This is a genomic window from Vibrio sp. V38_P2S17PM301, from assembly GCF_009904845.1.
GTDB classification, from domain to species: domain Bacteria; phylum Pseudomonadota; class Gammaproteobacteria; order Enterobacterales; family Vibrionaceae; genus Vibrio; species Vibrio proteolyticus.
Genome location: NZ_WXWO01000013.1, coordinates 58,003 through 71,385 on the forward strand (window position 1 = coordinate 58,003; position 13,383 = coordinate 71,385).

The following is a 13,383-nucleotide window of genomic DNA, read 5'->3' on the forward strand; positions in this document are numbered from 1 at the left end:
TTATGAGCAATGAATTTGGTGAGTTACTGATCGAAGGGAAAAACTTAGTGAAAGATTTTCCCATCAACAGCAACGCCCTCAAACAACCTATGATGCGGGCGATCAACGACGTGTCATTCAAAATGTACAAAAGCCGCGGCTTGTCCGTGGTGGGTGAGTCCGGTTCGGGCAAATCCACCACTGCTAAGATGATCGCCAAAATGTATGCCCCGACCTCAGGCGCGATTGAGTACCGCGGGCGTGACATCCAAACCATCAGTGCCAAGGCCGATCTGATGCACTACCGCGAAGGAGTGCAAATGGTGTGGCAGGATCCGTTTGGCTCGCTGAACCCCACGCACAATATTTTCCACCACATCGCCCGCCCATTACTGATCCACAAAAAGATCAAGCCAGGAAACAAAAAAGAGCTCGAGGAGCGGGTGCATGATTTGCTGGAACAAGTTGGCCTGATCCCACCCAAAGAAACCGCCGCCAAATACCCGCACCAGCTGTCCGGCGGACAACGTCAGCGGGTTAATCTGGCGCGCAACATTGCCGTCGGCGCAGAAGTCGTGTTGGCCGATGAACCCACGTCAATGCTGGACGTATCGATCCGGGCCGGGGTGCTCAACCTGATGGAAGAGATGAAATTTGAAAAGCAGATGTCGCTGCTTTACATCACTCATGACATCGCCACCGCGCGCTACATTGCCGAAGATCTGGCGGTGATGTACGTCGGCCATATGGTCGAATGGGGAGACACGGAAGAGATCATCCATGCGCCGCAGCACCCTTACACCCAGTTGTTGGTGTCTGCGGTGCCGGATCCGAGCAAATCGATCCACGAAAAGCTCAAAGGCAACAAAGGTGAAATCCCGCTCTGGACCCCCGACTCGGTCGGTTGTCCATTTGCCGGGCGCTGCCTGCACGTCAGCGATAAGTGTCGCGAGAAGCTGCCTGCGGTCACGCAATTGTCCGACAACCACTTTGTGCGTTGTTATTTATACGAAAACTAAGCTCCGGCGGACCGGGGTCACCTGGCCGCCGCGATAACCCAGATTAGCGGAGATTTTGCATGCAGCTTTTGACCAACCACATTGGTTACGAAATGCACGGCCCGAAACAGGCCATTCTGATGACTCGGCAGGCCAGCCTGCCTGAAACGACTGCAGTTTTGCTTGATGCCCACACGCATCAAACGGTGCAGCAGTGTCCGTTGCACGCGACCGGCAGTGTAGACAACTGGCATCAGGGCAATTTCTATCAGATTGATTTCTCCGGCATAACGGCACCGGGACAGTATTACCTGCGCGTAGGAGAGAGCCGTTCTGCCGTATTTGAAATTGGTCACGCGTTACTGATGCAACAAACGTTCTCCGACGTCTTACACTACTTTAAGTCACAACGCTGTAGCGGCATTTTTGATGCCCAGGATAAGCAAGTACCGCTGCTTGGCACATCATCCACTGTCGATGTGCACGGCGGTTGGTACGACGCTTCCGGCGATGTCAGCAAATATTTAAGTCACTTGTCGTACGCCAACTACCTCAACCCTCAGCAGATCCCAATGGTGGTGTGGAACATGCTCAAAGGGCTGGAACTGCTGAACGGACAAGTCGATGTCGCTCCCTTCTCTCGCACTCGGCTGATCGACGAAGCGCTGTTTGGTGCCGACTTTCTGGTGCGAATGCAAAATCCGAACGGCTTTTTCTACATGACGGTTTTTGACAAGTGGAGCAAAGACATCGAACAGCGCGAGATCTGTGCCTACGCGACTCAGCTTGGGCATAAATCAGACGATTTTCAGGCCGGTTTCCGTCAGGGCGGCGGTGTGGCAGTGGCGGCACTGGCGGCTGCGGCACGTCTTGATACCCATGGCGAATACCGTCAGACAGACTACCTTGAACGGGCCGAGCGCGGCTACTGGCACCTCAAAGAGCACAACCTTGACTACCTCAACGACGGTACGGAAAACATCATTGATGAATACTGTGCGTTGCTTGCCGCAGTCGAGCTTTACCGCACCACCTCAAACCACCGTTACCTCGCACAGAGCCGCGAGTGGGCACAGCGATTAGCCGCGCGTCAGCTCAGTGACGCACGTTTCCACCACTTTTGGTCCGCCAATCACGATGGCAGTCGCCCTTACTTTCACGCGGCAGAAGCGGGCCTTCCGGTATTGGCGCTGTGTGAATACCTTGCTATCGAGGACGACCGTCAATATCAACAGCCAATCCGGCAAACCGTTCAACAGGCCTGTCAATTTGAGCACGCCATCAGCGAGGAAGTAAACAACCCGTTTGGCTATCCGCGTCAGTATGTGAAATCGGTGGACGGCGACAAACGCAGCGCCTTCTTTGTCGCGCATCGCAACGAAAGCGGTTATTGGTGGCAGGGAGAAAACGCCCGCCTCGCCTCGCTCGCAGTCATGGCGCTGCGCGCTCAGCCTTTTCTGGCGGCCCCACTCAACCAGCAGATGCGTTCACTGGCGCACAACGCGCTCAACTGGATTGTCGGTCTGAACCCGTATGACATGTGCATGCTCGACGGACACGGACGTGATAATCCTGACTATCTTCCCGAGTATGGTTTTTATAACGCCAAAGGTGGGATCTGCAACGGCATCACCGCTGGGTTTGACGATGAACAGGACATTGCCTTCAATCCGCCGGGACAAAAAGATGACCTGCTGCAGAACTGGCGCTGGGGCGAGCAATGGATTCCGCATGGCGCTTGGTACCTGCTGGCAATCATCAGCCAATTGGTTGACCTAAACACACCACAACAGGAGCAACAAGCATGACAACATACTGGGTTGGGATCGATGGTGGAGGCACCTCGTGCCGTGCACGGATCCGCGATGCGGCCGGCCACCTGATCGGCGAAGCCAAAAGCGGCAGCGCCAACATCATGCTCGGCGTGGACGTTGCCATGACATCGATCACGCAAGCCATCACTCAGGCGGCGCGCCAAGGTGGCCTTACATCAAGCGATTTTCCTGCAATGCACGTTGGCCTGGCACTGGCGGGCGCCGAACACCGGGCATCCTGGCATGCTCTGATGGCCGCTTCTCACCCGTTTGCCAGCCTGACGCTCAACACCGACGCGTACGGGGCTTGCCTAGGTGCACACAAAGGTGACACTGGTGCCATCATGATCGCCGGCACCGGTTCGTGCGGCATCCTGTTACACAACGGTGAGCAGACCGTGGTCGGAGGGCGGGAGTTTCCCATTTCCGATCAGGGCGGCGGGGCCGTCATGGGACTCCGGCTTATCCAGCAAGTGTTGTTGGCAGAAGACGGTATCCGGCCCAAAACACCATTGTGCGATCACGTCATGACGCAGTTTGATCAGGACATCGATCAAATCGTTGAGTGGTCGAAAGCCGCTCTGCCACGTGATTACGGTCAGTTTTCCCCAGCCATTTTCCAATACGCCGGCCAAGGCGATGAGCTGGCTATCGATATGCTCAAACAAACCGCCGCCGACATTGAAATGTATCTTATGGCTCTCAACCGCAAAGGGGCCGTGCGAATTTGCCTGATGGGCAGCATCGCTGAACGGATTCTGGCCTGGCTGTCGCCGCCCGTTCAGCAATGGATTGTCGCGCCACAAGCCGACGCAATTGAAGGCGCACTGATGATGGCCGGTAAACCCGAACATAACCTCTATTAGGACGTTACGTATGAATTATCGAGTGGACCTGGCAGTGCTGTCAGAGCACAAACAGTACTGCCGTTTTGGTCTGACCCTGCACAATCTCAGTGATCAGGACCTGCATCACTGGACGCTGCAATTTATTGTGGATCGCTTCATTCTGCCCGATAGCGTCGCGCCGGGCAGTATCGAACAGATCGGCAGTTTCTGCACGCTGACACCCGCTGTCCAAACTCTGCCCGCCAACCAGCACTTTTACTGCGAATTCAGTATCAACACCGCTCCGCTGCGTTTTTACACCGATGGGCTGAAAGATGCGTTGCTGTGTGTGGGCGATCAGCACTATCCGGTGGCGGTCACCCCGCTCGCACTGGCCACTCCCTACCGGGAGCGCAGCCAGATACCAGAAACAGACACCGCCACATTGGCGCTGCTGCCAAGGCCGAACAACGTTGAGCAATTTGAAGGCTATTATCCCCTCGCCAGCAACAGCCAAATCACGGTTCAGTCTCGCTTAGCGGAAAACGCCGCAGTCTGGTTACAAGAGGAACTCACTCGTTTACATGATCTGTCGCTCAGTCCCATCGGTAAAGGCGACCTGGTATATCGCACCAATCCGACGCTGGACGAAGCGGAATATCAGTTGACGGTCGGCTCGACGGGCATTCTGCTCGAAGCTGGCTCTGCCAGTGGCTTTGTTCATGCCAGTGCCACCTTGTTGCAACTGGTGCAAACCCAGCCGGACTGCACCAGAGTGCCGTACGTCAAAATCAAAGACACACCACGCTTTCGCTACCGCGGCATGATGCTGGACTGCGCACGTCATTTTGCACCGACGCAGCGGGTCAAACGTCTCATCAATCAACTGGCTCACTACAAATTCAACACTTTTCACTGGCATCTGACCGACGATGAAGGTTGGCGCCTCGAGATCACAGCGTTTCCAGAGCTGACTAGGCTCGGCGCCTGGCGGGGTCAGAACGAAGCTCTGCAGCCTCAGTTCAGCCAGTTGACCCAACGAGTCGGCGGGTTTTACAGCCAGGATGAGATCCGTCAGGTGGTCGCGTACGCCGCCGAGCGCGGTATCACCGTGATCCCTGAAATTGATGTCCCTGGTCACTGCCGCGCCGCAATCAAAGCCCTGCCTGAGCTGCTGGTGGATGAGGCGGACCGCAGTCAATACCGCAGCATACAGCATTACAACGACAACGTGCTCAACCCTGCCCTGCCCGGCACCTATCAGTTTCTCGACCAGGTACTGGAAGAAGTCGCGCAGTTGTTCCCATCCCCCTGGGTACACATTGGCGCAGATGAAGTGCCAAACGGGGTCTGGGTAGACAGTCCGAAATGTCAGGCACTGATGGAGCAACACGGCTACCGCGATGCCAAAGAGCTACAGGGCCATTTGCTGCGCTATGCCGAGCAGAAGCTCAAATCGCTTGGCAAACGCATGGTGGGCTGGGAAGAAGCACAGCACGGCGACAAGGTCAGCAAGGATACCGTGATTTATTCATGGCTGAGCGAAGATGCCGCGTTGAACTGCGCCAAACAAGGGTTTGACGTCATTCTGCAACCCGGTCAATCGACCTACCTGGATATGGCACAGGATTACGCACCGGAAGAGCCCGGGGTTGACTGGGCAGCGGTCATCCCACTGCAAACCGCCTATCAGTATGAACCGCTGGCAGACATCCCGGACAGCGATCCGCTCCGCAAACGTATCCTGGGCATTCAGTGTGCATTGTGGTGTGAATTGGTTATCGACCAGTCACGCATGGATTACATGTTGTTTCCGCGTCTGACCGCGCTGGCCGAAGCCTGCTGGACCGACAAACCCCAGCGCGACTGGCAGGACTATCTGTCGCGGCTTAAAGGCCATCTTCCATTGCTGGACAAGCAAAGTATCGGCTACCGAATTCCGTGGAAGTAACGACATCGCTTCGAGTGCGTACACTCGCCCGTTTTACTCGCATTGAGCAGCCGCCATCAGGCGGCTCAGGCAAAAGGAAAATACAATGAAATACGGCTATTTCGATAATGACAATCGTGAATACGTCATTACCCGCCCGGATGTTCCGGCGCCCTGGACCAACTATCTGGGCACCGAAAAATTCTGTACCGTGATCTCTCACAACGCAGGCGGTTATTCGTTCTATAACTCACCAGAATACAACCGGGTAACCAAATTCCGCCCAAACGCCACCTTTGACCGTCCCGGACACTATGTGTATCTGCGTGATGATGACAGTGGTGATTACTGGTCGATCTCCTGGCAACCGGTCGCCAAAAGTCTCGACGAGGCGCAGTATCAGGTACGTCACGGCCTCTCATACTCCAAATTCCAGTGCGACTACAACGGCATTCATGCCCGTAAAACCCTGTTTGTGCCCAAAGGCGAAGACGCGGAAATCTGGGACGTCGTGATTAAAAACACCTCTGATCAGGTGCGCACCATCAGTGCGTTTTCGTTTGTGGAATTTTCGTTCAGCCACATTCAGTCCGACAACCAGAATCATCAGATGTCACTGTACTCCGCCGGCACCGCGTACCGCCCGGGATTGATCGAATACGACCTCTATTACAACACCGACGATTTTGAGGGCTTTTACTATCTGGCGTCGACGTTTGATCCGGATTCGTATGACGGTCAGCGCGACCGCTTCCTCGGTCTGTACCGCGACGAAGCCAACCCACTGGCGGTGGAACAAGGCCGCTGTTCCAACAGCGCCCAAACCTGCTACAACCATTGTGGCTCATTGCACAAGCAATTCACTCTCCAGCCGGGTGAAGAGATCCGTTTTGCTTACATTCTGGGAATAGGAAAAGGCCACGGCGAGCGTCTGCGTGAACATTACCAAGACGTTGAGAATATCGATGCCGCATTTGCGGCGATCAAAGCTCACTGGGACGAGCGCTGCGCTAAGTTTCAGGTGAAGTCGCCTAACCAAGGGCTTGATACCATGATCAACGCCTGGACGCTGTATCAGGCAGAAACCTGTGTGGTTTGGTCGCGGTTTGCTTCTTTTATTGAAGTCGGTGGGCGCACGGGGCTGGGTTACCGCGATACCGCGCAAGACGCGATATCCGTCCCGCATGCCAACCCGGAGATGACACGCAAGCGTATCGTGGATTTGTTGCGTGGTCAGGTGAAAGCCGGTTACGGGTTACATCTGTTTGATCCAGACTGGTTCGATCCGGAGAAAGAAGACGTGGCCCCATCCAAATCGCCGACAGTGGTCCCGACACCGTCAGATGAAGACAAGATCCACGGCATCAAAGACACCTGCTCGGACGATCACCTGTGGCTGATCCCGACCATTTGTAAATACGTGATGGAGACCGGTGAAACGTCGTTCTTTGACCAGATGATTCCTTACGCTGACGGCGGCGAAGCCAGCGTGTACGAGCACATGAAAGCCGCACTGGATTTTTCCGCTGAATACGTGGGTCAAACCGGAATCTGCAAAGGCCTGCGCGCCGACTGGAACGACTGCCTCAACCTTGGCGGTGGCGAGTCTTCAATGGTGTCATTCCTGCATTTCTGGGCGTTGCAGGAATTCATTGATCTGGCGAAGTTCCTAGGCAAAGACCAAGACGTAAACACCTACACTGAGATGGCGGCCAACGTTCGTGAGGCATGTGAAACCCACTTATGGGACGACGAAGGTGGCTGGTACATCCGTGGCCTGACCAAGAACGGAGACAAGATTGGCACCGCGCAGCAACAGGAAGGCCGAGTTCATCTGGAATCCAACACCTTAGCCGTGCTCTCCGGGCTGGCTTCTCAGGAGCGGGGCGAACAAGCCATGGACGCGGTGGATGAACACCTGTTCTCGCCCTACGGTCTGCACCTTAATGCACCATCGTTCTCGACGCCGAACGATGACATCGGCTTTGTCACCCGCGTGTACCAGGGCGTGAAAGAAAATGGCGCGATTTTCTCGCATCCGAACCCTTGGGCATGGGTGGCAGAAACCAAACTGGGACGCGGTGACCGAGCGATGAAGTTCTACGACGCGCTCAATCCATACAATCAGAATGACATCATCGAAAAACGTATCGCAGAGCCCTACTCCTATGTGCAGTTCATTATGGGCCGCGACCATCAGGATCACGGCCGTGCCAACCACCCATGGCTGACCGGTACCTCTGGTTGGGCGTATTTCGCTGTCACTAACTACATTCTCGGCATACAGAGCGGCTTCACTGGTCTGAGTGTCGACCCGTGTATTCCATCGGACTGGCCAGGCTTTGAAGTGACACGTCAATGGCGCGGCGCCACTTACCATATTCAGGTCGAGAACCCTGATCATGTCAGCAAAGGCGTCAAGTCGATCACTCTCAACGGGGCGCCAATTCAGGGCCGCATTCCGCCACAGGCTCAAGGCAGTGACAACCAGGTGGTTGTGGTACTCGGTTAATAATACTGGGCGCTGTTGGGGCGCCCGCTTGCGTGAGGGACGCAACATGATTCAGTTTGGAACCGGTGGCTGGCGCGCCTTTATCGGCGAAGAGTTCACCAAAGACAACGTACGCCTGGTCGCGCAGGCGCTGGCCAACATCATTCATCAGGAGCAGGTCGCTGAGCGGGGCTTTGTTATCGGCTACGACCGGCGTTTTTTGTCCGACAAGGCTGGACGCTGGTTTGCTGAAGTGCTGGCTGGTAACGGGATCACCGTCAGCTTCATCAATAAATTTGTGCCTACTCCGGTGGTGATGTTCAAAGCCAAGCAGATGCAATGTGCTTATTCCGCCTGCATCACCGCTTCGCACAACCCGGCAGACTACAACGGCATCAAGGTGTTTATCGACGGAGGTCGGGACGCCGATGAGGTGATCACACAGAAAATCGAGCAACAGGTTGCCGTATTGCGTGCTGGGGATGTACGCAGCAGCGAGTTTGAACACGCCGTGGCACAAGGGCATATCGTGCCGATCAATCCGATGAACGAATTTGTGGACTCGATCATCGACTTCATCGACATTGAAGCGATCAAAAACGCCAATCTGCGGGTGCTGATCGACCCGATGTTCGGTGTGGCCAAAAACGCCCTGCAGACCGTGCTGATCAACGGCCGTTGCGATGTCGACGTGATCAACGATGGCAAGAATCCGGATTTTGGTGGCCTGATGCCATCGCCCAGCGCTGCCACGCTCTACCGACTGAAACATCTGGTCGCGGCAGAGGGTTACGATATTGGTATTGGCACCGATGGGGATGCCGACCGCCTTGGTATCATTGACGAAAAAGGCAACTTTATTCACCCTAATGAAGTGCTGATCCTGTTGTATTTCTATCTACTGGAATACAAAGGCTGGTCTGGCTCTGTAGTACGCAACATCGCCACCACCCACCTGCTGGATAAAATCGCCGCCGACCATGGTGAACGCAGCTTTGAAGTTCCGGTCGGTTTCAAGCATATCAGCTCTCAAATGGAAGCCGATGACGCGTTGATCGGCGGTGAGAGCTCAGGCGGACTCACCATTCGTGGCCACATCAAAGGCAAAGATGGCGTGTTTGCCTCCAGCCTGCTGGTGGAAATGATCTCGGTGACCGGGAAGAAGCTGTCTGAACTGTTGGGAGAAATTTACCAGCGTTACGGATACGCCTATACCGCCGAAGGCGATTGCACCTTTAAACCTGATCAGAAACAGGCGCTGTACAACAAAATTTATGTCGACAAGTTGTTGCCTGAGTTTGGTTATGAGGTAGAGCGCGTCAGTTATGACGATGGCGCAAAAGTATATTTTCGCTGCGGCGGCTGGGTTATTGCCCGCTTCTCAGGCACGGAACCGTTACTGCGCATCTTCGCAGAAATGGAAGACAAGGCCAGCGCCGAGTCAGTGCTGGCTCAGATGAAAGCGTTTTTATCTCTGCGCTAAGCAAACCACACAGCCCGGTTTTCCGGGCTGTTGGGTTCAGAATGCCAACACACCCTGGGTATCGACTTTCACCGTAACCGGCATTCCGACTGCCAGCGGCTGGGAGGACGTTGCGAGCAGTTTCCCGCCATTCACGTCAATCACGTAGCGGCAATGATCGCCCATGAACTGTTGTTCCACGACCCGGATACTGCTCTCTTCTGCACGCGCCACCTGGATGTGCTGTGGTCTGAGCAACAACTCACACCCCTGGCCAGGGGTGATCTCAGTTTGCGCTGTGGCTTCAATTAAACCGAGTTCAGTTTCAAATTCAGTGTCCGAGTAACGAGTCGCTTTCAGGTAGCTGCCTCCGCCGAGAAAATCAGCCACAAACTTGCTTGACGGTTGATAGTACAGCTCTGCAGCCGTACCGTACTGTTCGATCACGCCGTGATTCATCACCGCCATCTTATCAGCAAAGGCAAACGCCTCTTCACGACTGTGGGTCACGAATATCGCCGTCACCCCCTGCTGTTTGAAAATTTTGCGAATTTCCGCAATCAGTTCATGACGAACCTGGGTATCGATGTTGGAAAACGGTTCATCAAGCAGCAATAGATCAGGTTTGTAAGCCAGTGAGCGGGCTATGGCCACCCGTTGTTGCTGGCCGCCGGACAACTGATGCGGATACCGTTCTTCGTAACCACTCAAGTGGACTAAGCCCAGCATTTCCGACACTTTATCCGCCTGCATTTTCGCATTGTTGCCTTTGAGGCCAAACGCAATGTTCTGGGCCACCGTCAAATGGGGAAACAGCGCATAATCCTGAAAGATCATACCGATATTGCGCGCTTCCGGTGCCAGCCAGGTTTGTCCGTCATCAATGACGCTCTGATTGAGTTTCATCACACCGGCACTGAGTGGTAACAGCCCCGCAATGGCTTTCAGCAACGTGGTTTTGCCACAACCACTGGCGCCGAGCAGACACACGATCTCGCCATGACAAACATCGAGCGACAAAGCCTCCAGAACCGTTTGCTCTTCGTACTTACAGGTAAGATTTTCAATCGACAGTGCACAGCTCATCAGTGAGGTTGCTCCAGTGAACGGTTTACGACAACCAGTGGGATGAGGCCCACCAGAACCAGAAGTACCGCCGGCATTGCTGCCAGCTCCAGATGCTCATCCGACGCATAGTTATAAACGTATGTCGCCAGCGTTTCAAAGTTAAAGGGGCGCAGCAGCAGCGCCGCATTGAGTTCTTTCATCGATTCCATGAACACCAACAATGCCGCAATCAGTGCACCACGGCGTATCAGCGGTAAGTGCACCCGGCGCAACATCTGATTGGCGTTGCAGCCCATGGTCCGTGACGCCATATCCAGCGACGGAGAGACTTTGCTCAGGCTGCTTTCGATACTGCCAATCGCCACGGCGGCAAAACGCACCACCATGGCAAACACCAGAGCAAACATCGAGCCGGAGAAGATCAACCCCGGCCGTCCCCATTGCATCGCTTTGGCCACGTCGTTGACCAGATGATCCATCGCCAGTACCGGAACCATGATACCAATCGCCAGCACCGTACCCGGTACTGCGTAGCCCATCGATGAAAAGCGCATCGAGGCGAGACTGAGCCGCTGTGGCTGCAGGCGGTGGAAGAAATTCACCACCAATGCCACGGCCACCCCCACCAGCGCCGCCAGTGTTGAGACCTGCAAGCTGTTGAGCGCGTACTGGCGAAACTCTGCAGTCCAGCTCTGGGCAAAATAGGTATATGCGTAACTGCACAACTGCAAAAGTGGCAGAATGAATGCCGCACTGACAATGCCCCAACACCAGATCACCGCCAGCCACTTGCGCCAGCCATGCAGCGTATAACGAAAATCTTCATGACTGCTGAACTGACTCTGGAACAGCTTCTGTCGTCGCCGACTGTATCGCTCAGCGCTGAGCAAAGCAATCACAAACACCAGCATAATAGCGGAAATTTTGGCAGCCGCGGTCAGGCTCGACATGCCCATCCAGGTATCGTAAACCGCAGTGGTCAGGGTGTTGACCGCAAAGTAATTCACCGTACCAAAATCACCGATGGTTTCCATCGCCACCAATGACAAGCCCACCGCCATGGACGGACGCACCAACGGCATGGAAATACGGCAAAAGCTTTCCCACGGAGAGCACTTAAGCAAACGGGCAGACTGCAGCAAAGAGACGTTTTGCTCCATGAAGGCGGCGCGACACAACAGATAAATATACGGGTACAAAACCAATGCCAGCACGGTAATGGCGCCGGGCAAAGTGCGGATATCCGGGAACCAGTATTCCCCGGGGCCCCAGCCCGTGATGTCACGCAGCCAGATCTGGATTGGTCCGGCAAAGTCAAACCAGTCGGTATAGATGTAACCGACAATGTAGGCCGGCATCGCCAGAGGTAACACCAGCGCCCACTGCAGCACGCGCTCACCCGGCATGCGGCACATCGCCATCAGCCAGGCACTTGGGATACCGAAGAGCAAGCTCAACGCCATCACCCCGAGCGCCAAAGCGACTGTGTTGAAGGTATAGGTGGGCATCACGGTCGATATCAGATGTGAGAAAATATCATCCGTGTCGCCCAGTGCGGTGTAGAAGATCGCTAAGATCGGCAAAACCAGCAGCAGGGCTAAGCCCACACTACTGGTTTTCCATAAGAGGTTCTTTTCTTTCATTCGCCTAATTACAGCAAGGCTGGATGACACATAAATGCGGTTGCAAATACATCTCATGTCCCTTTAATCATCAGGGGTACAGTTATACCCTTGATTTCAATTAAAGGTCAAACTTGACCTCATCCAAAAGACGAATTGCCGCTTCGTGGTGAGAAGCGATATCGTCCAGGGAGATGGTGTCAGCTTTAAAATCGCCCCACGATGCAACCAGATCAGAACGTTTCACACCTGGTTTAACCGGGTATTCGAAGTTCACTTCTGCGTACATGTGCTGCGCTGTGTCAGCCGTCAAAAATTCCATCAGCTTCAGCGCGTTTTCACGGTTCGGTGCGTATTTAGCCATCGCCATACCCGAAATATTCACGTGCGTACCTGTGGTATTCTGGTTCGGGAAGTTAATGTAAACCGCATCAGCCCACGCTTTCTGCTCTTTATCGTTGATCATTTTACCCAGGTAGTAGCTGTTACCCAGTGACACATCACACAGGCCTTCTTTGATCGCTTTTACCTGAGCACGGTCGTTGCCCTGAGGTTTGCGCGCCAGGTTGGCTTTCACACCTTCCAGCCAAGTCTTAGTCTCCGCTTCACCGTGGTGAGCGATCATCGCCGATACCAGAGAAACATTGTATGGGTGCTTACCACTGCGAGTACAGATTTTGCCTTTGAATTCTGGCTTGGCCAGATCTTCGTAAGTGAAATCATCGCCCAGTTTGCCCACACGGTCGCGTGATGAATACACGCTGCGCGTACGAGTCGTCAGCGCAAACCACTGGTTTTCTTTGTCCTGGTACTGCGCCGGTACATTCGCTTCAATCACGTCGCTGTCAACACGCTGTACCAGACCGCGGTTAGACAGATCCGCCAAACGGCTGATATCGACAGTCAACAGTACATCAGCCGGGCTGTATTCGCCTTCCTGAGCCAGTTTTTCAGCAATGCCCTGCTTGGCAAACTTCACGTTGACTTTGATACCGGTTTCTTTGGTGAACTCTTTAAACATAGGTTCAACCAGGAATGGCTGACGGTATGAGTAGACGTTGACTTCTTCAGCGGCCATCGCAGCCGGTGCTGTTACAGCGCATGCCAGCGCTGAAAGAGCGAGCAGTTTTTTCATTGCTAAAATCCTTTGCATCGTAATGATAACGTTTATCAGTTGCGTTATTATATGCAT

Annotated in this window: 9 protein-coding genes; 6 read left to right on the top strand and 3 right to left on the bottom strand. The window is 54.4% G+C overall.

Features of this window, described 5'->3' with window-relative positions; all coding sequences use genetic code 11:
* Positions 1–2: 2 nt before the first annotated feature.
* The 6 genes from CAG64_RS02885 (at position 3) to CAG64_RS02910 (ending at position 9,522) form a co-directional block, all read left to right on the top strand.
* Positions 3–998, top strand: coding sequence for an ABC transporter ATP-binding protein (locus CAG64_RS02885; protein WP_021705712.1), 996 nt, complete (start codon positions 3–5; stop codon positions 996–998).
* A gap of 59 nt (positions 999–1,057) precedes the next feature.
* Positions 1,058–2,785 carry a glycoside hydrolase family 9 protein gene (locus CAG64_RS02890; protein ID WP_161489040.1) on the top strand — a complete coding sequence of 576 codons (1,728 nt, stop codon included), beginning with the start codon at positions 1,058–1,060 and terminating at the stop codon, positions 2,783–2,785.
* On the top strand, positions 2,782–3,657 hold the full coding sequence (locus tag CAG64_RS02895; protein ID WP_161489041.1) for an N-acetylglucosamine kinase: 876 nt from the start codon (positions 2,782–2,784) through the stop codon (positions 3,655–3,657). The genes CAG64_RS02890 and CAG64_RS02895 overlap by 4 nt, the downstream gene beginning before the upstream one ends.
* A gap of 10 nt (positions 3,658–3,667) precedes the next feature.
* Entirely contained in the window at positions 3,668–5,569 is a 1,902-nt protein-coding gene (locus CAG64_RS02900; protein WP_161489042.1) for a beta-N-acetylhexosaminidase, read from the top strand.
* An 85-nt stretch (positions 5,570–5,654) separates the two neighbouring features.
* Complete coding sequence (locus tag CAG64_RS02905) at positions 5,655–8,060, top strand: GH36-type glycosyl hydrolase domain-containing protein (RefSeq protein ID WP_161489043.1); 2,406 nt, start codon at positions 5,655–5,657, stop codon at positions 8,058–8,060.
* 46 nt (positions 8,061–8,106) lie between these two features.
* Positions 8,107–9,522 carry a phosphoglucomutase/phosphomannomutase family protein gene (locus CAG64_RS02910; RefSeq protein WP_040902715.1) on the top strand — a complete coding sequence of 472 codons (1,416 nt, stop codon included), beginning with the start codon at positions 8,107–8,109 and terminating at the stop codon, positions 9,520–9,522.
* 36 nt (positions 9,523–9,558) lie between these two features.
* Here the strand turns inward: CAG64_RS02910 and CAG64_RS02915 are convergent, their stop codons facing one another.
* From CAG64_RS02915 to CAG64_RS02925, 3 genes are all read right to left on the bottom strand, one after another.
* Positions 9,559–10,587 carry an ABC transporter ATP-binding protein gene (locus tag CAG64_RS02915; protein WP_021705718.1) on the bottom strand — a complete coding sequence of 343 codons (1,029 nt, stop codon included), beginning with the start codon at positions 10,585–10,587 and terminating at the stop codon, positions 9,559–9,561.
* Positions 10,587–12,212: an ABC transporter permease gene (locus CAG64_RS02920; protein ID WP_161451764.1), complete on the bottom strand. Its 1,626-nt coding sequence runs from the start codon at positions 12,210–12,212 to the stop codon at positions 10,587–10,589. Before CAG64_RS02920 ends, CAG64_RS02915 begins: the two co-directional genes overlap by 1 nt.
* Positions 12,213–12,312: 100 nt before the next feature.
* Positions 12,313–13,326: a Fe(3+) ABC transporter substrate-binding protein gene (locus CAG64_RS02925; RefSeq protein ID WP_161451766.1), complete on the bottom strand. Its 1,014-nt coding sequence runs from the start codon at positions 13,324–13,326 to the stop codon at positions 12,313–12,315.
* Positions 13,327–13,383 lie beyond the last annotated feature (57 nt).

What these genes read in the sequence shown, in the direction of transcription:
- CAG64_RS02925 (WP_161451766.1), bottom strand. Translation starts at nt 13,326, where the DNA reads ATGAAAAAACTGCTCGCTCTTTCAGCGCTGGCATGCGCTGTAACAGCA.
- CAG64_RS02910 (WP_040902715.1), top strand. Translation starts at nt 8,107, where the DNA reads ATGATTCAGTTTGGAACCGGTGGCTGGCGCGCCTTTATCGGCGAAGAG.
- CAG64_RS02920 (WP_161451764.1), bottom strand. Translation starts at nt 12,212, where the DNA reads ATGAAAGAAAAGAACCTCTTATGGAAAACCAGTAGTGTGGGCTTAGCC.
- CAG64_RS02905 (WP_161489043.1), top strand. Translation starts at nt 5,655, where the DNA reads ATGAAATACGGCTATTTCGATAATGACAATCGTGAATACGTCATTACC.
- CAG64_RS02895 (WP_161489041.1), top strand. Translation starts at nt 2,782, where the DNA reads ATGACAACATACTGGGTTGGGATCGATGGTGGAGGCACCTCGTGCCGT.
- CAG64_RS02885 (WP_021705712.1), top strand. Translation starts at nt 3, where the DNA reads ATGAGCAATGAATTTGGTGAGTTACTGATCGAAGGGAAAAACTTAGTG.
- CAG64_RS02900 (WP_161489042.1), top strand. Translation starts at nt 3,668, where the DNA reads ATGAATTATCGAGTGGACCTGGCAGTGCTGTCAGAGCACAAACAGTAC.
- CAG64_RS02915 (WP_021705718.1), bottom strand. Translation starts at nt 10,587, where the DNA reads ATGAGCTGTGCACTGTCGATTGAAAATCTTACCTGTAAGTACGAAGAG.
- CAG64_RS02890 (WP_161489040.1), top strand. Translation starts at nt 1,058, where the DNA reads ATGCAGCTTTTGACCAACCACATTGGTTACGAAATGCACGGCCCGAAA.